This window comes from Chryseobacterium sp. Leaf180, from assembly GCF_001424585.1.
Taxonomy (GTDB): Bacteria; Bacteroidota; Bacteroidia; order Flavobacteriales; family Weeksellaceae; genus Chryseobacterium.
In genome coordinates this window covers 184046-206376 of the sequence record NZ_LMPJ01000001.1, presented here as the reverse complement: position 1 = coordinate 206376, position 22331 = coordinate 184046, and the positions used below count along the sequence as shown (strand labels likewise).

Sequence of the window (22331 nt, the reverse complement as noted above, 5' to 3'; positions counted from 1 at the left end):
GCCCAGCTATGTATTATAGTTTTTATTAAAAGAAAATCTAATCTCCCATTAATTTTTTCTTGAATTCTTCATAAGCAAGCGAGGGCATGCCGATGGCTTTTCGGTTGGCGTCGATTCTTTTTCTGTCGTCGGTCGCCGCTACCGGAATGATCACGTGATAATCGATTGGCTGTTTGGTAATTTCATTGCGTCTGTCGATCATCATCGCGTAGTTGTAGGGATCACAGGTTCCGTTTCTGATAAACTCCGGCAGTTTCTTTTTAAAATATTCAAAATCGCCGTTGTACGCCATGTGGTTGAAAATCTGTGAAAGGAAAACTTCAGAGTTTGGCTGACCTTCCAGCGTGTAACCGCCGATCATTTGATTATTTGGAAAACCTTTTGTCTCAATGATTTCTTTGAGCCGCTCACTGTGCTGCCAGTCGACCTTCTGAATGCTGTCGTAGTTCATCGTGCGTCGCACTTCCTGATCTCTCAGCGTCATTTTTCCAAGTTCGTTGCGCAGGCCGATATCGATTTTGGCGACATTTTTTGCCACTGTTTTTTCAACCTGAGTTTTGTCTATCTTAAATTCATCAAGAAATTTTACAATGAACTGATCGCGCATCACGCCATTTACATGATACGCATGATCAAGATAATTTTCAATATCTTTCTTTTCAACCTTTGAAACTTTGCTTTTAGTCACCAGATAATTTCGCGGCACGTTCACCATCCACGCGTTTACCGGCCTATATTTCTTCAGCAGAGCGTCTAAAATCCGGAAGGATTCTGCGTAGTTTTTGGTCAGCATCAGGCTGTCGGCCTTATACACCGCAGCGTAATACGGAATATAACTGACTTCATCCTGACGGTTTCTATTCTCAGATTTAACGACCTGTGCAGACCGCACCGATTCTGCATTACGGCTTCCGCAACTTACGATGAATACAGCAAACAACGCGAAAAGAGACAGCTTAAAAAAATTCATATGTGTTTTACATTATATCCGCTAAATATAGTTTAAATTAAATAAAAATCCGTTCGGAATTATCTGCCTGTGGTGAAATTACTGACTTTTAAAAACAAAAACCCTGACTGTTCAGGGTTTTTCTTATTAAATTTTACCGGAAACCGATATTTAAAGAAATGATATCCGACTGCATGCCGACCGATTTGGTATAATGACCGTAGCGCAGCTCCAGCACATTCAGCCTCGAAACGCCAAAGAAGCCGTTTTTCGGGGTGATGCGGATTCCGGCGCCGTAAAAATGGCTGGAAAATTTTGAGAGATCATAATTGCTGGTGTAAAAATCGTCAAAAGCGGTGTGCTCCTGATACGGTGCGAAATATCTCGCCGCCGACTGCTGATAAAAGCGGTAAAAAGGCGTCACCGAAACAAACGGAGAAACCTTTACCGGCGTTTCCAGACTTGCGGTACTCGAGCGGATTCCCCAACTGTCGCCGTAATACCGGTAATATCCCCGAAGAATAAAACGGTCACCGAGGAAATAATTCGCACGAATTCCTACCGGAATTTTTATCCGCGTATCGGGAAGCGCTTCCTGATGTACCGAGCCATCGGTAAAATACACGCGGTGAAAAGGCAGACTGAGATATCCGTTCTGCTGAATTCCATCTGCCAAAAGTTCGATCTGAAAATTGCGGCTGATGATCTGCGAATATGCCATAGAAAGCGCAAAGGTATTCCTCGCCGCCATTCCTGCAGTATCGTCGCCACCCGGGCGAAGCTCGACCGGTGCAATGAGTTTCACCTGATCGGCAAACGCCTGAAACTTAGCGGTAAACTCTCCCATCCTGTTCTTCGTCTTCTGCGAAAAACCGATCTGCGCGCCCAGAGACTGATAATCATATTCGGTGGAATACAATACACCCGCCGTCACGGTCGACCCTTTTTCTTCATTTTCGCGGCTCCATGTCAGCGAAGGATAAATCCTGTTATCTGAACTTGACGCAGAAGAATTGGCTTTAAGATCAATCTGATCGCTGGATGCCGAAGTGTAATGATCGAGACCGACACTTAAATCCAGTCTGTTTTTTCTGGCTTTTTGATCGTATTTCAAAACAGTCACCTCGATGGTATTCGAGATATCGTCGAGTTTTTCCGTTCCGATTCCGCCGGTCACTGCCGAATTGTTGCCGTCCTGTCTGTAATAACTTGAGACGAGATTTATCTCTTCAATTTTTAATTTTCTTGACGGCGTGGCTACAGAGTCCTGTTGAGCCTTTCCCTGAAGCGACGCAAAAAGCGCGATAATGCTGACAATAATCTTTTTCATTTAATTCGTTTAAAGATTAGTTGCATCCGCATCCACCGCCTACTTTTCCGGCGTTGGCTCCTGAAGAACCTTCGCGGTAGGACTGAAAACTGAGTTCGGTTTTTTCCACTTTACGGTTTCCCAAAGCCATTTCAGAATCGTTGAGTCTGTTCTGATCATAGGCTTTCACCGTCGTGCAGGAATTCAGCACAGCGGAAATTACTACCGCTGAAACAGCCGTTATTTTAATAATATTTTTCATCTAATTTTTTGATTTTTAAATCTGCAACAGCAGAGATTTTGTTTAAAAAAATTATCTCAGACGGATGTTGTCCGAAACAAAGAGCTGGTCATCATCGTCGATGATGATGCATTCGAGATCTTTTATCTGATTGATCAGACCAAGTGCTTCCCGCCTGTCCATAATGCTTATTGGCGTCGCCATCGCATCCGCAATTTCTGCATTCGGACAGAAAACCGTAGCGCTTTTCACGCCATGCGCGGGCATTCCGGTTTTCGGGTGAATGGTGTGCGAATATTTTTTACCGCCGATCTCTACGAACTTTTCGTAGTTGCCGGAAGTCGCAACCGCCATATTGCTGATGTTTAAATATGAAAACGGAAGTCCTGCAGAATTGGGATCGGCAATCCCGACCGTCCATGGTTTTCCGTCGGCCTGTGTTCCCCAGATGCTGAGGTCGCCAGCGGCATTTACGATTCCTGAGGTCACGCCGCGGCTCTCTAAAAGCCGTTTCGCCATTTCTGCCGCGTAGCCTTTCCCGATGCCGCCAAAACCGATGCGCATTCCTTTATCGAGAAGAAAGACCGAATGATCTTTTGGGTTTAAAATGATTTTACGGTAATCAACAAGCTTTAATCCTTCCCTCATCTTTTCAATATCGGGAAGTTTGGTCATCGTGCGGTCGAAATTCCAGAAGCTGCGATCGATTCCGCCGTAAGTAATGTCGAAAAAACCATTGGTAACGCGGCTGATCATGAGACTTCTTTCGATCAACCCATACACTTCCTCCGCTACTTTTACCGGCTGAATTCCTGCATTTCTGTTGATGTTCTGCGTGTCGCTTTCTTCGTTAAATGTTGTGAGCAATGATTCAATCCGCCTGATTTCGTTAAAAGCCTCTTCAAGGTTCTGTTCTGCCAACTCTTCATTTTGACCAACAACGGTGATCTGAAAAGCGTTGCCCATCAGTTTTCCGTTTTTTCTGAATTCGTGAAGCATGATTTACTGTTTTTGAGCATCTTTAAACGCTAAAATCGCACTGGTAAACTCCGCCGCAGATTCTGCGGGAAGTCCCTGCCAGGTTTTGAGAATTCTGCCCTCGCCATTCATCAGTATCGTGTACGGAAATAAGCCTTTCGGATTGTAACGGTCGGCAAGCATTTCGTTTTCTTTCCTGATGTCTGCTGCAGGCTGATTCTTCTTACTGCGTGGGAAATCCGCATTTAAGTATAGCAGTTTATCATCCGTTTCCAGTTTTTTGAATTCGGGAGATTCGATGATATTTTTGTGAAGCTTAATGCAGGGAACGCACCAGTCGGAACCTGAAAAATTCAAAAGAATCAGTTCGTTATTTGCTTTTGCCAGTGTCCGGGCTTTTTCTAAGCGGTTCTGTGCCGAAGTATAAACGGCAAATACAGCCAGCATGAAGGCTGATAAGATTATTTTCATTGGGAAATTAAGATTTAGTTAAAAGGAAATCAGACTCAAAAACCTTTTGAGCCAAAGCATTCAGACTGAGAAACCTCTGGGCGGTTCCCACGCTGAATCGGTGAATCCTTTTAAACTTACATCTTCATCAGAAAAAGGAATTTTCTGGGCATGATGATAAACAATGACCCTCTGGAACGTGAGACTGCATTTATTCTGAACAATAAATACCAGCGAAAGTGTTTTCGCGTGCATCACGAAAGGCAGTTTTTGATCGGTGCCTGCGTCTTTATCATTTGCAGGATGAGCGTAATGCGCGTTGATAAAAGCCATTAATGGCATTTCGGGACTGAGCTGTTTGTGTTCTATGTAATGCTGCACCAGAAGCGGCATCTTCGCAAGCTGATACAGCTCCGTGGTGGAGAGCAGATAGAGTGCGATTAAGAGAAAAGAAAGCAGCTTTTTCACCATTCAAAAGTAAAAAATGTTTTATAAACAACGGATTTTCAAACGATAATATTCTGTTAAAAACTGTCATGACTTATTAATTTTAAAAATAACTGTCTGACTGCCTTAAAAACTGATAGAATTCCTATACATTTTCAATAATTTTTTCCGTGCGAAAACACGGCGTCATGCCACCTGCGATCTGTGGCTGCACATTTGCTTTGCTGAAGATACATAAAATATGATTTCAGACATATCCGTACCCTCTTATTTTTAAACCATGAAAAACCCATCTGCAGCGTTACCGAAATCTACTTTCGACCGCAAGATTACGATTCCCAGTCTTATTTTTATTATCGGCGTCTGCCTCTTTTCGGTGTTTTTTCCGAAAGAAGTCAACCGGGTTTTAGATGTTATCAAGAATTTTATTTTCGTGAATCTCAACTGGGTCTACGTCTGGTGCGTGACGATTTTTGTGATCTTTCTGGTGTTTCTGATGTTCAGTAAATTCGGAAAAATAAAACTCGGAAGCAACGACAGCAAACCCGAACATTCGTTTTTTTCGTGGATCTCTATGCTTTTCGCCGCCGGAATGGGAATCGGGCTGATGTATTTCAGCGTTGCCGAACCGATGTCGCACTATTCTACCGATGTTTTCGCAGATGATCATTTCATCAACCGCGCGAAAAATGCGCAGCTCTACACTTTTTTCCACTGGGGCATTCATGCGTGGGCCATCTACGGACTGGTGGGTTTGACACTCGCCTATTTCGCGTACCGTTACCGTCTGCCGCTTTCTCTCCGCAGCGGACTCTATCCTTTATTAAAAGAAAAAACCAAGGGCCGCTGGGGTGATCTCATCGATATTTTTGCGCTCTGCAGTACATTTTTCGGTATTACCACGACGCTTGGCTTCGGTGTTGTGCAGATTAATTCCGGACTGGAACATCTGAATATTCTTCCAGCGGCTTTTTTTATCAGGTGTTAATCGTTCTGGTTCTGGTGAGCATTGCTGTTATTTCTGCGACTTCGGGTGTCGAAAAAGGTGTAAAACTCCTCAGTAATATTAATATCACTGCCGTAATTGTAATTTTGATTTTCATTCTTATCCTGGGTCCGACCGTTTACCTGATCGGAAGTTTTACCAACGGGCTCGGCAATTATATCAATAACTTTTTCGATCTGACTTTTAACACCCATGTTTACGAATCGAAAACGCTGCCGTGGTTTTATAACTGGACGATTCTGTACTGGGCATGGTGGATTTCGTGGTCTCCTTTTGTCGGACTGTTTATTGCGCGAATTTCCAAAGGTAGAAGCATCCGCGAATTTATCGGCGCCGTGCTGATTATTCCGACTTTATTTAATTTTATCTGGATGTCGGTTTTAGGAAATTCAGCCATCTGGATGGATGTTAATGTCGCACACGGTGCATTGAGCAACCTGGTTTCAGATCCGGGCGGACTGATGTTTAAGTTTCTGGAATATTTACCACTGGCAAAAGCATTAAGCTACATGGTCATCGCCATTATTATTATCTTTTTTGTCACCTCAGCCGATTCCGGAATTTTAGTTATGAACAGCATATCGTCTCAAAACGCTGCCAGCAGTCCGAAGTGGCAAATGATCTTCTGGGGTTTTCTGCTTGCTGTTTTATCGCTGATGCTTCTGAATGCGGGCGGACTCGAAGCGCTGCAAACGATGACGCTGATTACCGCGCTTCCGTTTGCTCTCGTCATGCTGATGTTTACGGTTTCGCTGACCAAAGCGCTGCTGATCGATTATAAATATTATGAAAAAGGAATCTCGGTTTCTACGATTCCGTGGTCTGGTGAATTCTGGAAATCAAGACTGAAACAGATGGTTTCTTATCACACGAAAGAAGAAATTGCCACACTGATCAGCACCAAAGTAAAAACTGCTTTTGAAGAACTGCAGATGGAATTTTCATCCAACGGTATTGTAAGTGAAGTACAAGAAGATTCTGAAGCGCAGACCATTGAATTTGTTATTAAACATGAAGAAATCAACCGTTTTATGTATGGCGTGAAGATGCATTCGCAGCAGGTTTCCGACACTATGATTTCTGAAAACAATCTTCCGGAAATGCATACAAGACTGCGCTATTATCCGAAAACCTATTTTGGAGATTCACGTGAAGGTTATGACATTCAGTATTTTACCCAAAACGAACTTATCAGCGATGTGCTGAAGCATTATGAAAGGTTTTTAAGCATTGTTGCTGAAGAATCCAATGAGATGTTTATCAGCAGCGAAAACAACGATGCCGGAAGTCAGAATTAAAATATTTAACAGCGTTTTATTCAACCTCTTTTCTGTCTTCCTCTCTTTTCTGCCACGGGAATTTTCCTTCCAGTTCGACCTGAAGCGAAAGACTCAGAAATGTGCGGATGATCACAATTAAACCCAGAATAGAAACCGATCTCATGGTGGGTTCTGTAACTACGGTGGCCATAATATCGGCGCGATGAGTATTTCCAAACCCAGAAGAATTGATTTTCCGACCGCCTGACGAAGTTCGATATATGTCATGCTCCGGCTGCCTTTAAGTTTACCTAAAAACTTAGCGATCGCGAGAACGGAACCGAGAAAAATAGTCAGTACGCCAATCGCTTCGGTGATTTTTGCAATATAATCGATATAGATTTTGATGAATTCCATTGTTTGATTTTACTGTCAGATACAATAATGATGCGAATGGAGGCTGTTTATCCTGATTTATTTCTGATCTATACGGTACAGTTCACATTCGATGCAGAGATTGGTTTCGCTGAGGATCTTTTTCATGCCCTGTTCTTTATTTCTGATCACGGTTTCTTTTGACATGGGCTGACCGGTATCGCTGTTGTAAATAATGGTTTCACCATACCCGGAAGAAGAATGGGTTATTTTGATGTTTCTCGCTGGATCTTTAACATACTCATTCCACAAGCGGTTGTATTTCTTCGGATCAACGTAAACACGCTGATAGTCTTTATCTTTCAGCGATATATTTTCTGCCAGTTTCCGGCTGCCGACAAACATAAATACATGATACTTATGATCATCTTCTGCCTGCAGCACCAAACCCGGAAGTCCGGAAAATTTGTACGGACCGTCGTGAATCTGGATTTCCTCGGTAAACCATACCGTCCAGTTTCTTCCTTTGTAAAAAGTCACGGCTTTCTGTGCTTTAAACCCTTCCAGGATTTTTGTTTCAGGAACTATTTTCCATTCAGGCAAAAGCGTTTCCTTCACTGCAAGATTCACCGCATTTACATTTCCATGAAATTCCGTCTGCATGGCAGGATACGTTTTGTCAATTCTCCAGTTTACTTTAGGCTTTCTGATCGTGCGCAGATCAATATGCATACTCTGGCCGCGTTTTCCTTTTTCAAATTCTGCTGCAAACATTGAATCCCGCGCATTGAGTGCGGCACTGTAAAAGTAGGAACCGTCTGCGTTCACATCCAGATTCATCAGCTCTTTCACGGTTTTATCCTGCTGCAGCGTATCCGGTTTAAAGGTGTATTCATAGGTGAAGCGCTGACTTTGTGCTGATGTGATGAATGGAACAAAAAGAATACAATTCATTAAAAAGATTAACAGCTTTTGTCTGAACATTTGACTTTAAATTTTTGAGAAGATACTATCGAACAGGAACCGACCTGTCTAATTACTGACTGAAGGTTTACTTTCTGCAAAAGCAATCCTGTTATTTTCCGGATCATAGATTACCATTGTTTTTACAAAATCACCCTCATTTATCCCTTCCGTTTCAATTCCCTTAGCGTTTAGGTCTCTTTTAAGTATTTGTAAATCTGATACAAAGAAATTAACCGATGAAAATCCTGCTCTATCTTTATCCTCAAACAACTGCATCCCACCGCCATCCGGAAAATGCCATTCGTACAGTGAAGGCATCGGATGTGTATCATGTATTCTACCAAAAACCTCTGAATACCATTTTTTTGACGATTCAATGTCTGACGTCATCACCGCTGAAAATGTTTTTTCAATGTTCATATCTTAAGTTTTAATCGGTTCAAAGTTCTTCAAGATCAGTCTTCGGTTGCTGCCTTTTATATACTACTATAAACAGTAAACTTTTCAATTTTCAATTCTTTATGAGTCCGGATTCAGCATTTGAAACAAACCTTCGCGCTCAGCCTGAAGTTTTTCGGCCATGCCAATGCCCAGTTCGTACTCATCGTTTTCCAGCCTGTGAATGCAGTCGTTTGTGAAATCTTCGAGTTTCATGGCCATGCTGCGATTCTGCTCATAACCATCCGATTTACCAAGATCTGTGGCGACGGCCGGCGGAATAATTTCAAACACTTTTACGGACGTCTCTCTTAACTGATGACGCAATGAATACGTAAATGAATGCAGCGCCGCTTTGGTCGCACAGTAGACAGGAACCGTTGCCAACGGCGTGTAAGCAAGTCCGGATGTTACATTGACGACTGCGGCATTTTCCTGCTGCTGAAGATGTTCTGTAAACAGAGACGCGAAATGAACAGGCGTCAGCAGATTCACGGTGATCTCTTCCGCGATCTTTTCAAACGGAACCTCAGCAGTAAAATCGGAAACCTTCATCAGACCTGCATTATTGATCAGGATGTTCAGCTTAGGATATCTGTTAATGGCCCATCCGGCGAGCGCAACTCTTCCGTCTTCCTGCTGCAGATCGCAACAGAAGGTGTCCATTCGAGGATAATGAGCAGCAATTTCATCCAGGCGCTCCTGTTTTCTGCCGCTGATGATTACGGTATTTTTCATTTCATAAAGTCTTGCTGCGAGGGCGAGACCTATTCCTGAAGTTGCACCGGTAATGAGAACAGTCTGTTCGGTAAGTTTCATTTAATTTTTTGGTTGGTGTGGGTTACTTAACGGTCCAAATTTTTTTTCTGCGGGATGATTACATATAAAAAACATTGTAAGCATGCCCATCGGGATCAGCAAAGGTGAAGCCGTAAAATCCGTTTCCAAATCCCAGCGGTTCAGAAATTATATCAGCACCTGCGGCCTTTGCTTCTTCTGCCCATTCATCGACTTCACCGCGGCTTTCCGCAGAGATGGTAAACAAGACTTCGATTCCGCTTTTCCCGTCTGACATTTTCAGGCTGGTATTGGCTTCAAACTTTTCTTTCTGAAAGAAATTGATGACAAATTCATCATCGCCAAACGAGAAACTCACCAGATCTGCGGGTTCGGGCATTCCGGTGTTCTGTTTAAAATTAAGGGCGGTATAAAAAGCGGCAGTGCGCTTGAGATCTGCTACGGTCAGGTTGGCCCATATTTTTTTCGGTTTCATCAGCGTCGGTAAATTATTTTAAAGATACAATTTTCATCTTTTCATTTTACACTACCCTACTCATTTATTTCGGCATGGCTCAACACCCAAGTTTTAAACCGGATCACCTTTCATTCTGCTACAGTCGGTATATTTTCACTTCCAAAACTGCACATTTATGCCTTTTTGCGGTGCGATGACAATTTCAATACGATAAATCCTGCGATACCCGCCATCAGAGAGGTCAGCAAAACCGAAAGTTTAGCCTCTTCCACATGCAGCGGACTGTTAAAAGACAGAATGGAAATAAAGATCGACATGGTAAAGCCGATTCCTGCCAGCAACCCAAGGCCCAGCATGTGAAGAAAGGTACTGTTTTCGGGAAGCTGACCGATTTTCAATTTTGAACAGAGAAATGACGCGGCGAGAATCCCTACGGGTTTCCCGAACAGGAGACCGAGTGAAATCCCTAATCCCAGCGGTGATGTGAGGCCTTCCACCATTTCCTGTTTAAGCACTATATTGGTATTGGCAAAGGCAAAGAGGGGAACGATGAGAAGATTTACCGGCTTCAGCAGCACATGTTCTAACTTTTCGAGCGGCGATTCCACATCGGTGTCATTGGTGGGCAGCGTCATGGCTACCATAACGCCGGCGATGGTCGCGTGAATGCCCGAGTGGTGCACAAAATACCAGATAAAAATACCCGGAATCAGGTACAGGAACGGATTTTTTATATTAAATCTGTTCATCAGAATCAGGATCAGCATCCCAATTACCGCTGCTCCCAAGTACATCCATTCGATGCCTTCAGAATAAAATATCGCGATCACCAGTATGGCAATGAGGTCATCTACAATGGCCAAAGCGGCCAGAAATATCTTTAAACTAGCCGGAATCCGTTTGTCGAGAAGAGAAATTACTGCCAGTGCAAAAGCAATGTCTGTGGCCATGGGAATTCCCCATCCCGCTGACGTGTCTGTTCCCCCATTGAAGAAAAAGTAGATGAGCGCGGGAACTGCGGCACCTCCAAACGCTGCGATCACGGGTAATACTGCTTTTTTAGGCGTTGACAGTTCGCCCTCCACGATTTCCCTTTTGATCTCCAGCCCGACGAGCAGAAAGAAAACGGCCATCAGTCCGTCGTTGATCCACATGCCTACTGAATATTTCACATGCACCGTATTGCTTTCAAAACCCCATTCAGAATCCAGTATCTTTTTCACCGAATCACTGAAGCCTGTATTGGCGAGAATCAGTGACAGGATTACCGCCATGAAAAGCAGCAACCCACCGAGATTACCGGAGCTGCTGAATTTTTTAAATACACTGAGATTAATTCCCTTTATTCCTGCCATCGATTTACCAATTAATCCTGTAAAGATAGAGAATCCGCCAATTTTCCCAAGGTATCGGGAGCCTTTTGTCTCTGTGTAGGAATACGGTATCCGTGTTTACCTGAATGATATTGTGTCTCTAAGAATACACACCACTACATTACCCGCTGCTGGCTGTGTTTCAAAAATCATCAATTTTGCGGATTTCATAAATTTTTGAAAATATTTTTAATAAATTTCAAACAGCAGGCACTGCATTCAGCCATACACTATCCATGCTTTATCTATGCTTTATCTACGCTTTATCCATACACCATCCTGCCATTAGGAAAAAGACAATCTCCTGCATTTAATTTTATCAAATTTACAATCACCTTTAAAACCTGTTCAGATTCGTTTCGGAGCCCGTTTTTTTCAAATTATTCAGAGGAAATAGGTCAGGTGCGGTATGCCGTTTTCCGGCTTTTCTGCTCTCACCACTGACATCTCACCCTGTTCATGATAACAGAAAAATTACAAAATCCATAATCTCAGCAGCAGTACTTTTCAGTGATCATTACCGTACTGTACTTTTATGTCAGAATATAAAAACGTTTTTTGCCAGACACATCTTGTGTAGAGTCAGTTATCTCTCAAATCAAACATTCAAAAATGATCAAGTCATGCAGTAAGATAATTTCAGCGTACTTTACGGTACAGCTATCCTTTATCTTCTGCACGAAAAACCAGATGCATTCCCACAGGTTTCTGAGAGACCTGCTTTATCTTTTCAGTGACTGCATGACGGCTTCAAAGTTTAACAGGTTATTATCATGTACTCAAAACTAATATTGGTTCACACCCAGCGCATGACCGGACATCATATCCCACGAAAAAAATTTTAAACCATTATTCTGTTTATTCTTATCCTTACGGAGGGATTTTTGCAGCAGCGTACGGCGCAGTTCTATCAGTTATCTTTTTTTTATTAACTTCGTATTTATCGGCTAACTATATAACCTTATTATGAAGTATATTCTAAGTTTTATCCTATCCCTGTTTTACGGTATTCTCTGTTATTCGCAGACAAAAGAGGATTTAAACCGTATTTCTTCAGGACAGTGGGCTTTTGATGTGAATCCGAATCTTTTTGTTCTACATTATCAAATGGATTTTTTCTTATCTAAGGACGAACATAAAAAAGTTTCAATTCCAGAGCTCTTAAAAAGAGAAAACACAGATTTAAAAGAAAATTCCTATAAAAAATTTAAGTACGATGGTGAAGATTATCTTGTGACAAGAAAAGACATCAAAAGTGACCCAAGGATTTTTAAAATCCTTAAAGAAAACGAAACTTTTTTTATCTTATGTGCTGAAAAAAGATCGCTGTGTGACTGTAAAGCGGAAACCTTTACCTATTTTAAACCTACAAATCAATTGCAGAGGATTCAAAAGCCATTTTCCCTGTCTCTAAAAAACAATTTACTCGATCGGTTAAAAGAACTGAGCGCAGACACGTCAACTACCGAAAATTCATCGTTCTGTCAGATCTTAGAAACCATTCAATGAATTTATTAAATACATAAAATATTATTCGGTGCAGAAATGACACCTTAAGATTTACCAGAGCGGCACCAAACGATGCACCAAGAATAAAGATACCTCCTCAGAAAGCACCAGGGAATAATACGTAAAAGACTTTTCAGGAGCAGAAGCTGCGGTTTTGAATTAATTGAAGTGCAACATTAATTACGCTAATTTAAAAGGTTTGAAAAAAGTAAATGGCGAACACAGTTTGATCATGTTGATTTACAACATCAAAGGTGCGGTGAATATTCTGGGAGTTGCGTAATTATCAGCCAAAGTCAAGACCTGGAAGTCACCTTACAAAAGGAAAGTCTTGTTTTTGCTGATCACAGCTTCTTTTAAGCCGAAATGGGCTCTTGATTTTCAGACAGAAAAATTGGCTGTCTAAAAAACCAGGATCGTTCAAAGAGTTTAAAAGTCTTTAGAAGAGCTCCCATGATGAGTTTTTAAAAGGAATTTTGGTTTTTTCACAGTCTGACGTTTCGAGGCTTTGCGATGGTGCGAATTAATATAAAAAACCTTTCTATTATTAACTAATTTTCAAAATATCTAAAATCTTTAAATTTGCGAAAATCCCGCACTATTATAAAACCGCTATTATGCGACGTTTTTTTTTACGCCATTCCTGCAATGTTTAAAACTTCAATTTTACCTGAAGTTAAATTAAGTTGAATAAAGATATTGCAATTGCCTCCGTCACTCCTTGATGTTAAGTAGTATTCGTAATTTTCCATCATGTCAGTATCTTTGCAAAAACAATGTATGTAAATAATATTTTCTCCGCTTTTACTTTTGAAGGATTCAACTTGTTTAAAATATTCTTTAAAATCTCTCGCCTTCTTATTTTCTTTGAAGGTTTGTTTGAGAATATTGTCTATTTTTATTAATTCGTCAGTTGTTAAATTTTGGTTTTTAAAATCTTTTTCATCCGGTGAATTTTTAAAATTATTGTAGAAAGTAAATACTGAATAATCTTTAAAGTTCTTAAAATCAATAAAGTTTTTAACTGTTAATGATGTTTTTTTTATTTTCATTCTATCTGGATATTCACCGTCAATAAATTCGACAAATCCATTTTTTAGAACTGCAAATTCACTTCTATTGTATTTTAATCTAAATGGAAAAAATTTCAAGGTGTCATTTATAATTTGTGTTTTCCCCTTCCAATTTTCTATTTTATTATGATCTTCATCGACAATATTTTCAGTAAAAATATATGTGCTATCCTCGAAAATTGTAAAAGTTCGAGTGATTTTATTAAAGTTAGTAAATTTCTGAAATGCTGAAAATATTATTTTTTTTCAGGTTTTATTTGAGAATTGTCAGATTTTCTACAACCTGATAAAATCAAGATAAAAACTATAAATTTTATTGATATAACCACTCTCATAAAATGACACATAACGACAGTCTGTGAAAAAACCTCTGTTCATCTAATCAAAAGTAGCAAAAACATTTCAGTTGCGGGAGATGAAAGCCGTATCTTTAGTGATGCAGCATATCACAAGAATTGCCCGCAACCAGATGATTTTTACGAGTTTAGAACAGAATAGTACGAAAGATAATCCGGTTCGTTTCATCGATGCTTTTGTAAAGAATGTTCAATTGGGAGCGTTGGGTTTCGAGCTTTAGACCCTGAAAAAAGAAGTCAGACCGTGTTACAGCACAGAGATATTCCTCAAGATCCATCTGTACGGTTACCTTAACGGACTTCTCAGTTCCGGAAAGCTGGAAAAAGAATGTGTCCGCAAAATCGCTGATCACAGCTTATTTTAAGCCGAAATGGACTTTTAATTTTCAAATAGAAAAATTAGCTGCATAAAAAATCGGTGTCACTCAACGAGCTTAACCATCTTGAGAAGAGCTCACATGATGAGTTTTTAAAAGGGAATTTCTGGTTTTTTCACAGTCTGATGTTTTGGGGCTTTGCGACTGTTGCGGCAATTGAAGCGCAAATGTTCAGTTTTGTACAAAAGTTCAATCGAAGAGCTGAGCTTGAATTTAACACTAAACCCGCCATTTTGCAAAACTGCTGTTAGCTGTTGTTTTTCTATTTCGTCTCTATGTCAAATATTTTTTGTCCGTTTTCTCCTAAATAATGTTTCAATAAATTTTCGAAAACGCTTCCGCCTGTGTCTGAATTTGTGAAAATCAAAAGTCCTTGTTTTGTTTTTGGTAAAATAAATACAATTGTTTGGACACCATTGTCTGAACCGCCGTGAGACAAAGCTATTTCACCATTTCCTAAATCATAAATTTCAAAACCTAAACCAAAATGCTTTCCTTTTGTACTTGCTACTTGGTTTTTGGTCATTTCTTCAAACACAATTTTTGATAAGCCATCGCCGTTCGTTACACTCACCAAAAATTTGCTGTAATCTTCAACAGTTGTCAATAAATCGTCTGCGGCATTGGGTATTTTATTCTTTACAATTTCGTACGCTTTTTCATCTCTATCATAACCAATTGCCAATCTTGTGGTGTCCACATTTTTGTCCCAAATATATTTTGTATCAGTCATTTTTAATGGTTGAAAAATAAGTTCATTAGCCAATTGTTGTAATGATTTTTTAAATTTCTTTTCCAATGCTTTCCTCAAATACTCCATTCCCTCGCCCGAATATTGATAATTCGTTCCTGGTTCAAACTGAAAATTGAGTTTTTTATTTTCATTCATATATCGCCAGTTCGGGAAACCTGTTTGATGGCTCAAAATAATCCTTGTTGTCAGTCTCCTATTTCGTGGGTCGTTGCCAATATCTGGGTCAGTCCAATAGTTGTAAACAGGTTCGTCTAAACTCCATTTTCCCAAACTTACCAACTTTAACGCAACCATTGCGGTAACAGGTTTAGTTAAAGAAGCAACATTGAAAATAGTGTTGTACGGTGCAGAAATTCCTTTTGAAATTTCGCCAAAAACTTTTACCTGTTGCAGTTTACCATTTTCAATAACGCCAATGCCCAAAGTTGGTACTTTGTTCTCTTTCAACCATTTTTCAATTTTAGTTTCGTTGTCAAAAATTGATTTTTCAGTTTTTTTATTTTCGTCAGCTTGATGATCAAAACTAAATGAGGAAGTTAGTTTCCATTCGCTATTTTCTAATTGCCAAACGTTGGTGAACTTTGCGATTCCGCCTTGACTTTCTCTTTTTTCTGAAAATTTATGTTCGCCATTCTGAACCGCACCATAAAGAACGCCATTTTTATACAGTGGAAATATTTCGGTGCTTTCTTTTACCAAAAATCGCTGAACTTGGCGATTAGATTGGTTGTTGCAAATTCCATTTTTTAAGTCAGTCAGAAATTTTGTTTTGTCAGAAATACCATCTTTGTCATGATAAAATTTAAGGTTGTCGCTCAACAAGTTTTCAAACTGTTTGATGTCGCAAGTATTAAAACCAACATCAAAAAGCAAACTGTCTTTTGAGAGAATGGTTTTATAGAGGTCTGAATTTTTGTCAACCTGTGCAAATGCAGAAAAAGTTGTCAAGAGAATAGAAAGGATTGTAAAAAGTTTCTTCATTTATTTTTGTCGTTCAGTTTTGCAGTGTCGTTTGTTAAAATAACAGCTAACGTTTCGGGGCTTTGCGATGGTGGGGCAATCGAAGCACAAATCTTCAATTTTATACAAAAGCTTAATCGAAGAAATACAGTTAGACTTCGCAGTTTCGCCCCACTATTACAAGACCCTTGTTAGCAACAGGTATTTTTATCGTTATATCTATTTAATGAAATCCAATACACTCCCATTTGTCCTCTTGTTTTCATTTCTTCCATATCAATTGAGTTCGGCATTTCAGTTTTTTCTGTTGTTAGTTTTGTGTAAAATGATTTGTAATTTCGGAATTGTTCGAAAGCAAATTCAAAATTTGAGTAATAACTCAACATCCAGTCGAGTTCATAATCTGTAACATTCATATTTATCCGTATGTCAAGTGTCTCAATTATTGCTTTTTCAGCGTCTGGGTCTAAGTCTGCAATTCCGGTATAACAAGAAGATTCTGTTCGAGCATACCAAATTAAAAATAAACCTCTTTTTAATGCTTCTAAATCACTTTTGTTTAGTTTTGCATAGTCTGAATGTATTTTTTTATATTGTTCTGAATATCCCAAAATCTTAATCTGCTCGGTTTTTTCTTCCATAGTTCCACTTAGGGAAATTACAGAAGAATAGAGTTCTAATTCTTTGTGTCCTAATTCTTCTACTGTCATTTGTCATTTATACCTGCTGCTAACGTTTCGGGGCTTTGCGATGGTGAGGCAATCGAAGCACAAATCTTCAATTTTTGCACTAAGTTGAACCGAAGAATTACCCTTAAGCTTTGCAGTTTCGCCCCACTATTGCATGACACTTCCTATGTTGTGCGTTTTTTTTTGTTAAATTTATTCATTTATTGATTTCCAAGTTCCTTTTTTAAAATACATATTATTGAATTTGTCAGAATGAAACACTAAATAGAAACTCCAAGCACTTCTATAAATTGTTGGATTAGTTTTCAGTATATGAATTGTTGGTTGTTCCATTTTTATGACAAGTCTTTCTGAGCCATATGGTGACAATGTTGAAATTGTTCCACTATATGTTTTCACTATTTTTTTTTTGTCAGTAACGTAAAAATAGATTTTATCGTCATTTTTTATTTCAAATCTAAAATTTTCATATTGCCAATTCGCTTGTTTGCCAGGAAAAAAATCTCGGTAAATAATATAACTTCCATAATAATCCTTTTTTTTTAATTCCTTTTTCGCAGTCAAAGTTTGTGCTGTCAGAGAGAATATAATAAGTCCAACTATGCCAAGCCAAATAAATCCAAGTGTCTTCCCAAATATTTTGTTTTTTGAAAATATCCATACAGACAAAAGAATCACAGACAAAGGTAAAACGACAAAAATCACAAATAAATTAAATCCAAATCCCATTTTATCTCACTTTTTTAAAATCATTTTCTTTCATTTTGGTTGTCGTTATAAGCTGACGGACAATGATTTTCAGCTTGGCGAAGTGGCGGAAATCAAAGCAAAAAAGTTTAATTTTGCAAAAAAGTTCAATCGAAGAACTGCCGTTGAACTTGCAGTTTCGCCCTACCATTGCAAAACCACTGTTATCTGTAGGTATTTTACTCATTTATTTCCTCAAAAGTGAGCCTACTTTGTTTTTTATCTACTTCTATCTTCCTATAAGTCGGAGCATACCCTTGTCCATTAGGTTGATAATATTCTCTTACATACAGTCTGTCACTTTCATAATTTTTTGTCAATTTATTCCCCTCATAACGGTCATCTGCCGAACGAAATAAGTCTTCTTTTTTATCTCTAAATCCTTTAAAATCTGGAGAATTTTTTATTTGATTTATAATTATCTGCCTGTCTTTTTCAGAAATGTCTAAGGTAAATGTGTGGTAATAGTCACCTATTGCTGACATTGATTCATTTTCAAGAATTTCAAATTTGTCTGCTAAGTTAATGTCTTGTTCAATTAATAATTCTCTTGCGTCTTTTTTTGAAAAAAGTTGATCTTCGAAAATTGTAATTATGGTCAGCCAAACAAAAAAAAGTCCAACAAGTATAGCTAGATATTTTCCAACTTTTGGATAACCCAGTTTCTTTGGAACGAGATAAATTAAATAGGTCAAACCAGTCAATAAGGTTATAACTACAAGTCCAATTATTATAAATATTCCCATTCTTACCTATCTATTTGGTTTTCGTCATATTGTCTGTTTTGTCGTCTATAAAATTACACATACCATTTTTGGGATTTACGATGGTCGGGCTATCAAAGCAGAAATCTTGAATTTTATGCAGTTTAGTCGAAAAACTGCCGTTGAATTTTGCACTTCAGCCCACCTGACACAAAAACCTCAATAGCTGTCCGCTGTTATTCCCCGTCAGTTTTGTTTGTTTTACTGTCTTAATAATTTTTTTGTCAATTCAAGGTCGATTGAGTTGTTATCTTTAACTGTTGTAAAATATTCTGTCTGCCAACTTTGCGTTTTCCCCGCCTGTTCGTTAGTTGTCACATCCCAAACAGGATAAATTCTAATTCCACGTTTTCCGGTTTTCCCGTTTCGTGTTATTATTCCTTTTTCAGCCAACACAGATTTTGGAAAAATAAATTGTCCGAACTTTTCCTCATTTCTTGCCGTGATAATTAAAAAATCAAAATCGTCTGAGATGTCAAATGGTTCCGTTATTCCGTCCCTGTTTCGTTTCCAAAACGTTACAAATTGTCCCGTTTTTGCCGGTGTAATTTTAGAAACTCGCTGTTGAACTGTCTTTCCGTTAAGTTTAAAAGAACAAGCTCCGTATTCTTTACTTTCGGTGCTCTGCTTCAAGTCTGTCAATTTAAAACCACATTTATCATACACCAATTCTTTCATGGCTTTCAAGTCGGTATGAATTGAACTTAGAAGTATCAACGTGTTTTCAGTTGTCATTTTTTTCGTGTCAATATTTTGTTAGTTCATTTTTTTGCCGGTCGTTTTACAATGACAGCTAACGTTAAAGCATCGGTGTTGTGGCGCAATTAGAAGGATGTACTTTCATTTCAGCACCACTTCTCATTTGAAAACCGAACGTTAAATTCAGCACTGGAAACCGGCATTTTGCCAAACTGCTGTCAACAGCAGGCAAATTTAGTCGTAACTCCATCCTTTATCAATTCGGATTATTTTTCCAATTGAATCAAAATGTACACTTGAACGATACCAAGCAAAATCTTCAATGTCATAATTTCTATTGCTTTTTCGTCTTAAGAAACCGTCATTTGTATATGTAAGTTCAATTTCTCCGGTCAAAGTATCTCGATGAATAAACAGGGGTTTTCCAACTGTTTTTAAAACTTCTTCTTCTGTAAATTCTTTGTTTATAAGCTCGAATTTTTCTGGAGTGTAATTTTCTCCAAATTCTGTGTCAATGTAAGGTTCAAAAATATTGTAACCTTCTATTAACGAAATTCTTCCCAATATAAATAAAATACAAACAGTCGGGATCAATAAAATTAGAGCAGATATTTTGTAAACTGTTTTCATTTTAAGATAATTGGTTGTAAGGCAGTATATAAGTATCCCAAAATAACAATAAATGAGCTTACACCGAATGACAATTCAAGGCTATTCAAAAAAGCAGTTTTTGTAGCTTTGTTTGTCCAAGCTGCATAAGTCAACGAAATAACAAAGCCTCCAAACGCAATTAAAATAATTGAGACTAATACTATTTTTCCTCCTGATGAAGCTGACATCACCGTCAACATTACCGCTATGATAAATGCTATTACACTAAAAGTTATTTTTATAGTTTTTCTCATTTAGGGTGTATTTTAGATTGCTTGCTGTTATAGTTTCTCGGCTTGGCGTCGGTAAGCCAACCGAAGCACAAAAGTTCAGTTTCGCACAAATGCTCAATAGAATTACTAATGTTGAGTTTTGCACGTGAGCCCCAACTATTGCAAAACCCTTATTGGTGGCTGGCTTTTTTGGGTTATCTTAAATAGAAGTCAATTCCTTTCAATGGATTTTGGTTAAAGTATTTCTTTTCTTCATGTACTTCAAAAGCAAACCTAAACATTTCATTTGCTCTTTCAAGCTCTCCTTCTTTAGGTTGCGTAAAATAGCGTGTTGCTTTATTTCGCCATTGCTGTAAATATCCCAAACTCAGCTGCCTTATATTTTCGTTTTCGTCAATAGTTCCAATTATAATATCTGCGATAGCCGTCCATTTGCCAATTTTACTAAATAATTTGAGCATTGATTTCCTTAATTCGTATTGGCCGTCCGTATATATTTCTCTTGCTTTTTGTAAAACTTCTGTTGTCGCAGTGTCGGCAAAATAATCAATAATTATATTTCGTATTCCGATGTACTCACTGTCTAAATTCTGCAAAGCAAAACTGTAAGCTTTGTTATTGTCTAACTGTTTAAGCGCTAAAAAAGCTGCTTTTCTAATTTTTATTTTTGGGTCATTCAAAAAAGGAACAACAGTTTCAACGAAATCCTTCCCGTTTGTTTCGGCAAGTCCACTTAAAGAACCAATTATTTTTTTTCTGTTTAGTAAATTATCATTATAAATTGTTGCAAAGTCAGAAATATTATTTTTCAATTCGTAGCGAGCAAAGTCACGGACAGAAGCCGAATTGTCTGAAAGAAATGGGAAAACTAAGTCTGAAAAATTTTCTTTGTCTTTCAAACTGTAAAGTGTTCGCATTCTAATTCGTGCAGATTTGTCCTTTAAAAGATTGTCAATTTCAGCCTGCGTTAATTTGTCGAAATGAGATAAGGCAAAATTGCGAACCAAAAAATGCCTGTCGCTTAAAAATATTTTTAAATCTTCACGTTTAATATCCTCTGAATCTGCAATTTGCTTTGCAATCAGAATTCGTGTTCTGTCGGTAAATGTTTTAAAGTTTTCAAATACATATTTTTTATTCTCTACAACCACAAAATTCATTATGTCTGAGTGAACTGAACTCAGATCTGTTCTCTGAACTTTCTGTAACCATTCAAAAATTGTAAGATTGTCAACGAGCGCATTGATGAATTTTGGTTTTTTGAAATTCTCAATACTTTTCAAAGCAGCTTGTCTAACGGCCTGAACCCAGTCAGCCAATCTGTAAACAATAAATGGAATGGCTTTTTCGCTGTTGCTTTCAGCAAGTTTTTTAATGGCTTTTTCTCTTATATATCCATTACTATTAAGTGTTGCAATCGAGTAAAGTATTGTACAATTTTCGTCTGAGAAGGTTTCACTATAAAAGTCAATGTCTGATTTTGAAATGTCGCAATGTTTTAATGTGTCGTAATAACCTTTTTTAGTTTCAATTTTTTTAAATAACTGAATAATTACACTGCACGTCGTATGCTGAATTTCTTTGCTTTCGTCTGTGAGAAATGGAATTAGGTTTTGAATTGAACTCGGATAACCCAATTCTAAAATTTTTGCCAATGCAAAAAGTCTTTCCTCAAGGTTGTCCTTTCTGAAAGGCCAACCTTGTTTCTTCTGTCCTAAAATCTGTAAGTAATTCCAAAGTTCCATTTCGTTTGTTTCTTTCTTGTGGTGACATCGGTTAAGCTTGCGACCATCGTTTTGAGTATTACCGCAGGTGAGGATATTCCGCACAAATGTTCAACCGAAGAAATGCCGTTGAGCTTTGCAGTTTCACGCCACTGTTGCAAAACCCGTGTCACCTAATGTTTTTTCTTTCTTATTCGTCAAGTTTAGTAATTAAGTCATAAAAATCCTTGGAAAAGTCTTGAAACTCATTTGCATTTTCGTGGTCCCACAATACAACTGGATAGTTTTTGTCATCTTTGTTTCTGTTAGTGTCAAAACATAGTAAACCCCAATCGCTCCAATTTATAAATGGGATATAACCTTTGTCAATTAGAAATTCGGTAGGATAACCATCAAAAATCATTTCTGTAAGGCTTGCTCTCCAAGTGTTTAAAGGATGTTCGCAAAATGAAGCTTCTGAAATCTGAAGTTCGTAAAAGTGCTTATGTTTCAAGAAAGTTTTATAGTCACTTGGAAATTTGTGCCCAATTCTGTTTTCCATTTCCTCAATTTCAGCATCTGTCACTTTACTGTCGATAGGAAACCAATTACGCCACTCCTCATTCTTGTCTTGATTTGGGTCAGCCATATCAGGTTCGACGTCAATTGGCGTACTATTAAGTTCATTGTCAACCCATTTTTTCAAGTGGAAGTCAACTATGTTTTTAATTGTCTGTTCTTTCATTGGTGTATCGTTGATTAGAATATCA

26 protein-coding genes and 1 pseudogene are annotated in these 22331 nt (G+C 38.4%); 4 read left to right on the top strand and 23 right to left on the bottom strand.

The features are described 5' to 3' along the window. Positions 1 to 37: 37 nt before the first annotated feature. The 6 genes from ASG01_RS00850 to ASG01_RS00825 all read right to left on the bottom strand — a co-directional run bounded on the left by ASG01_RS00850 (position 38) and on the right by ASG01_RS00825 (position 4398). Positions 38 to 970: a hypothetical protein gene (locus ASG01_RS00850; protein ID WP_055858538.1), complete on the bottom strand. Its 933-nt coding sequence runs from the start codon at positions 968 to 970 to the stop codon at positions 38 to 40. 133 nt (positions 971 to 1103) lie between these two features. Then, entirely contained in the window at positions 1104 to 2279 is a 1176-nt protein-coding gene (locus ASG01_RS00845; protein ID WP_055858534.1) for a DUF3570 domain-containing protein, read from the bottom strand. 16 nt (positions 2280 to 2295) lie between these two features. Beyond that, the gene (locus ASG01_RS00840; protein ID WP_055858531.1) at positions 2296 to 2520 is read right to left on the bottom strand and encodes a DUF4266 domain-containing protein; all 225 of its coding nucleotides are present in this window, start codon (positions 2518 to 2520) and stop codon (positions 2296 to 2298) included. Between the two features lie 51 nt (positions 2521 to 2571). Then, the gene (locus ASG01_RS00835; protein WP_055858529.1) at positions 2572 to 3498 is read right to left on the bottom strand and encodes an FAD:protein FMN transferase; all 927 of its coding nucleotides are present in this window, start codon (positions 3496 to 3498) and stop codon (positions 2572 to 2574) included. A gap of 3 nt (positions 3499 to 3501) precedes the next feature. Beyond that, a complete protein-coding gene (locus ASG01_RS00830) occupies positions 3502 to 3948 on the bottom strand; it encodes a thioredoxin family protein (protein WP_055858526.1) in 447 nt (148 codons plus the stop codon). A gap of 60 nt (positions 3949 to 4008) precedes the next feature. Continuing rightward, positions 4009 to 4398 (bottom strand): hypothetical protein, encoded by a 390-nt coding sequence (locus ASG01_RS00825; protein ID WP_238584491.1) that lies wholly within the window; start codon positions 4396 to 4398, stop codon positions 4009 to 4011. A 256-nt stretch (positions 4399 to 4654) separates the two neighbouring features. On the opposite strand from ASG01_RS00825, the pseudogene ASG01_RS00820 reads away from it, so the two are divergent. Continuing rightward, a pseudogene (locus tag ASG01_RS00820) lies at positions 4655 to 6678 on the top strand (BCCT family transporter). 16 nt (positions 6679 to 6694) lie between these two features. Here ASG01_RS00820 and ASG01_RS16160 read toward each other — a convergent pair. From ASG01_RS16160 to nhaA, 7 genes are all read right to left on the bottom strand, one after another. Continuing rightward, positions 6695 to 6850 carry a DUF1622 domain-containing protein gene (locus tag ASG01_RS16160; protein ID WP_410492787.1) on the bottom strand — a complete coding sequence of 52 codons (156 nt, stop codon included), beginning with the start codon at positions 6848 to 6850 and terminating at the stop codon, positions 6695 to 6697. Continuing rightward, a complete protein-coding gene (locus ASG01_RS16355; RefSeq protein WP_410492786.1) occupies positions 6838 to 7056 on the bottom strand; it encodes a hypothetical protein in 219 nt (72 codons plus the stop codon). The genes ASG01_RS16160 and ASG01_RS16355 overlap by 13 nt, the downstream gene beginning before the upstream one ends. Before the next feature lie 57 nt (positions 7057 to 7113). Beyond that, on the bottom strand, positions 7114 to 7998 hold the full coding sequence (locus ASG01_RS00810) for a GLPGLI family protein (protein ID WP_055858522.1): 885 nt from the start codon (positions 7996 to 7998) through the stop codon (positions 7114 to 7116). A gap of 48 nt (positions 7999 to 8046) precedes the next feature. Further along, positions 8047 to 8400 carry a VOC family protein gene (locus ASG01_RS00805; protein WP_055858519.1) on the bottom strand — a complete coding sequence of 118 codons (354 nt, stop codon included), beginning with the start codon at positions 8398 to 8400 and terminating at the stop codon, positions 8047 to 8049. A 99-nt stretch (positions 8401 to 8499) separates the two neighbouring features. Beyond that, positions 8500 to 9237 (bottom strand): SDR family oxidoreductase, encoded by a 738-nt coding sequence (locus tag ASG01_RS00800; RefSeq protein ID WP_055858512.1) that lies wholly within the window; start codon positions 9235 to 9237, stop codon positions 8500 to 8502. Between the two features lie 58 nt (positions 9238 to 9295). Further along, a complete protein-coding gene (locus ASG01_RS00795) occupies positions 9296 to 9691 on the bottom strand; it encodes a VOC family protein (RefSeq protein ID WP_055858509.1) in 396 nt (131 codons plus the stop codon). 155 nt (positions 9692 to 9846) lie between these two features. Further along, the gene (nhaA, locus tag ASG01_RS00790; RefSeq protein WP_185097209.1) at positions 9847 to 11028 is read right to left on the bottom strand and encodes a Na+/H+ antiporter NhaA; all 1182 of its coding nucleotides are present in this window, start codon (positions 11026 to 11028) and stop codon (positions 9847 to 9849) included. Between the two features lie 984 nt (positions 11029 to 12012). Here nhaA and ASG01_RS00780 point away from each other — a divergent pair. Next, positions 12013 to 12555 carry a hypothetical protein gene (locus ASG01_RS00780; RefSeq protein ID WP_055858503.1) on the top strand — a complete coding sequence of 181 codons (543 nt, stop codon included), beginning with the start codon at positions 12013 to 12015 and terminating at the stop codon, positions 12553 to 12555. Positions 12556 to 13187: 632 nt separating this feature from the next. On the opposite strand, the gene ASG01_RS00775 is transcribed toward ASG01_RS00780, so the two are convergent. Further along, positions 13188 to 13706 carry a hypothetical protein gene (locus ASG01_RS00775; RefSeq protein ID WP_131725310.1) on the bottom strand — a complete coding sequence of 173 codons (519 nt, stop codon included), beginning with the start codon at positions 13704 to 13706 and terminating at the stop codon, positions 13188 to 13190. Between the two features lie 337 nt (positions 13707 to 14043). Between ASG01_RS00775 and ASG01_RS15940 the strand changes: the two genes are divergently transcribed. Together ASG01_RS15940 and ASG01_RS16280 are read left to right on the top strand one after the other, a co-directional pair. Continuing rightward, complete coding sequence (locus tag ASG01_RS15940) at positions 14044 to 14205, top strand: hypothetical protein (RefSeq protein WP_157844167.1); 162 nt, start codon at positions 14044 to 14046, stop codon at positions 14203 to 14205. Positions 14206 to 14208: 3 nt separating this feature from the next. Further along, positions 14209 to 14349 carry a transposase gene (locus ASG01_RS16280; RefSeq protein ID WP_082498306.1) on the top strand — a complete coding sequence of 47 codons (141 nt, stop codon included), beginning with the start codon at positions 14209 to 14211 and terminating at the stop codon, positions 14347 to 14349. Between the two features lie 274 nt (positions 14350 to 14623). Here ASG01_RS16280 and ASG01_RS00765 read toward each other — a convergent pair whose 3' ends face one another. The 9 genes from ASG01_RS00765 to ASG01_RS00720 form a co-directional block, all read right to left on the bottom strand. Continuing rightward, the gene (locus ASG01_RS00765; protein WP_055858494.1) at positions 14624 to 16096 is read right to left on the bottom strand and encodes a serine hydrolase; all 1473 of its coding nucleotides are present in this window, start codon (positions 16094 to 16096) and stop codon (positions 14624 to 14626) included. A 170-nt stretch (positions 16097 to 16266) separates the two neighbouring features. After that, positions 16267 to 16785, bottom strand: a complete 519-nt coding sequence (locus ASG01_RS00760) for a hypothetical protein (protein WP_131725309.1) — start codon at positions 16783 to 16785, stop codon at positions 16267 to 16269. Between the two features lie 171 nt (positions 16786 to 16956). After that, a complete protein-coding gene (locus ASG01_RS00755; RefSeq protein WP_055858488.1) occupies positions 16957 to 17493 on the bottom strand; it encodes a hypothetical protein in 537 nt (178 codons plus the stop codon). A gap of 197 nt (positions 17494 to 17690) precedes the next feature. Beyond that, the gene (locus ASG01_RS00745; protein WP_131725308.1) at positions 17691 to 18257 is read right to left on the bottom strand and encodes a hypothetical protein; all 567 of its coding nucleotides are present in this window, start codon (positions 18255 to 18257) and stop codon (positions 17691 to 17693) included. Between the two features lie 219 nt (positions 18258 to 18476). Continuing rightward, positions 18477 to 19010 (bottom strand): MepB family protein, encoded by a 534-nt coding sequence (locus tag ASG01_RS00740; protein WP_055858479.1) that lies wholly within the window; start codon positions 19008 to 19010, stop codon positions 18477 to 18479. Positions 19011 to 19208: 198 nt separating this feature from the next. After that, positions 19209 to 19604: a hypothetical protein gene (locus ASG01_RS00735; protein WP_131725307.1), complete on the bottom strand. Its 396-nt coding sequence runs from the start codon at positions 19602 to 19604 to the stop codon at positions 19209 to 19211. After that, the gene (locus tag ASG01_RS00730) at positions 19601 to 19879 is read right to left on the bottom strand and encodes a hypothetical protein (RefSeq protein WP_055858472.1); all 279 of its coding nucleotides are present in this window, start codon (positions 19877 to 19879) and stop codon (positions 19601 to 19603) included. The genes ASG01_RS00735 and ASG01_RS00730 overlap by 4 nt, the downstream gene beginning before the upstream one ends. Positions 19880 to 20052: 173 nt before the next feature. Beyond that, positions 20053 to 21603 (bottom strand): HEAT repeat domain-containing protein, encoded by a 1551-nt coding sequence (locus tag ASG01_RS00725; RefSeq protein ID WP_055858468.1) that lies wholly within the window; start codon positions 21601 to 21603, stop codon positions 20053 to 20055. Positions 21604 to 21772: 169 nt separating this feature from the next. Next, positions 21773 to 22306, bottom strand: a complete 534-nt coding sequence (locus tag ASG01_RS00720; RefSeq protein ID WP_055862000.1) for an SMI1/KNR4 family protein — start codon at positions 22304 to 22306, stop codon at positions 21773 to 21775. Between the last annotated feature and the right edge of the window lie 25 nt (positions 22307 to 22331).

Excerpts from the sequence above, each read along its gene's own strand:
- ASG01_RS00850 (WP_055858538.1), bottom strand. The coding sequence starts at position 970 with ATGAATTTTTTTAAGCTGTCTCTTTTCGCGTTGTTTGCTGTATTCATC.
- ASG01_RS00845 (WP_055858534.1), bottom strand. The coding sequence starts at position 2,279 with ATGAAAAAGATTATTGTCAGCATTATCGCGCTTTTTGCGTCGCTTCAG.
- ASG01_RS00840 (WP_055858531.1), bottom strand. The coding sequence starts at position 2,520 with ATGAAAAATATTATTAAAATAACGGCTGTTTCAGCGGTAGTAATTTCC.
- ASG01_RS00835 (WP_055858529.1), bottom strand. The coding sequence starts at position 3,498 with ATGCTTCACGAATTCAGAAAAAACGGAAAACTGATGGGCAACGCTTTT.
- ASG01_RS00830 (WP_055858526.1), bottom strand. The coding sequence starts at position 3,948 with ATGAAAATAATCTTATCAGCCTTCATGCTGGCTGTATTTGCCGTTTAT.
- ASG01_RS00825 (WP_238584491.1), bottom strand. The coding sequence starts at position 4,398 with ATGGTGAAAAAGCTGCTTTCTTTTCTCTTAATCGCACTCTATCTGCTC.
- ASG01_RS16160 (WP_410492787.1), bottom strand. The coding sequence starts at position 6,850 with ATGGCCACCGTAGTTACAGAACCCACCATGAGATCGGTTTCTATTCTG.
- ASG01_RS16355 (WP_410492786.1), bottom strand. The coding sequence starts at position 7,056 with ATGGAATTCATCAAAATCTATATCGATTATATTGCAAAAATCACCGAA.
- ASG01_RS00810 (WP_055858522.1), bottom strand. The coding sequence starts at position 7,998 with ATGTTCAGACAAAAGCTGTTAATCTTTTTAATGAATTGTATTCTTTTT.
- ASG01_RS00805 (WP_055858519.1), bottom strand. The coding sequence starts at position 8,400 with ATGAACATTGAAAAAACATTTTCAGCGGTGATGACGTCAGACATTGAA.
- ASG01_RS00800 (WP_055858512.1), bottom strand. The coding sequence starts at position 9,237 with ATGAAACTTACCGAACAGACTGTTCTCATTACCGGTGCAACTTCAGGA.
- ASG01_RS00795 (WP_055858509.1), bottom strand. The coding sequence starts at position 9,691 with ATGAAACCGAAAAAAATATGGGCCAACCTGACCGTAGCAGATCTCAAG.
- nhaA (WP_185097209.1), bottom strand. The coding sequence starts at position 11,028 with ATGGCAGGAATAAAGGGAATTAATCTCAGTGTATTTAAAAAATTCAGC.
- ASG01_RS00780 (WP_055858503.1), top strand. The coding sequence starts at position 12,013 with ATGAAGTATATTCTAAGTTTTATCCTATCCCTGTTTTACGGTATTCTC.
- ASG01_RS15940 (WP_157844167.1), top strand. The coding sequence starts at position 14,044 with ATGAAAGCCGTATCTTTAGTGATGCAGCATATCACAAGAATTGCCCGC.
- ASG01_RS00765 (WP_055858494.1), bottom strand. The coding sequence starts at position 16,096 with ATGAAGAAACTTTTTACAATCCTTTCTATTCTCTTGACAACTTTTTCT.
- ASG01_RS00760 (WP_131725309.1), bottom strand. The coding sequence starts at position 16,785 with ATGACAGTAGAAGAATTAGGACACAAAGAATTAGAACTCTATTCTTCT.
- ASG01_RS00755 (WP_055858488.1), bottom strand. The coding sequence starts at position 17,493 with ATGGGATTTGGATTTAATTTATTTGTGATTTTTGTCGTTTTACCTTTG.
- ASG01_RS00745 (WP_131725308.1), bottom strand. The coding sequence starts at position 18,257 with ATGGGAATATTTATAATAATTGGACTTGTAGTTATAACCTTATTGACT.
- ASG01_RS00740 (WP_055858479.1), bottom strand. The coding sequence starts at position 19,010 with ATGACAACTGAAAACACGTTGATACTTCTAAGTTCAATTCATACCGAC.
- ASG01_RS00735 (WP_131725307.1), bottom strand. The coding sequence starts at position 19,604 with ATGAAAACAGTTTACAAAATATCTGCTCTAATTTTATTGATCCCGACT.
- ASG01_RS00730 (WP_055858472.1), bottom strand. The coding sequence starts at position 19,879 with ATGAGAAAAACTATAAAAATAACTTTTAGTGTAATAGCATTTATCATA.
- ASG01_RS00725 (WP_055858468.1), bottom strand. The coding sequence starts at position 21,603 with ATGGAACTTTGGAATTACTTACAGATTTTAGGACAGAAGAAACAAGGT.
- ASG01_RS00720 (WP_055862000.1), bottom strand. The coding sequence starts at position 22,306 with ATGAAAGAACAGACAATTAAAAACATAGTTGACTTCCACTTGAAAAAA.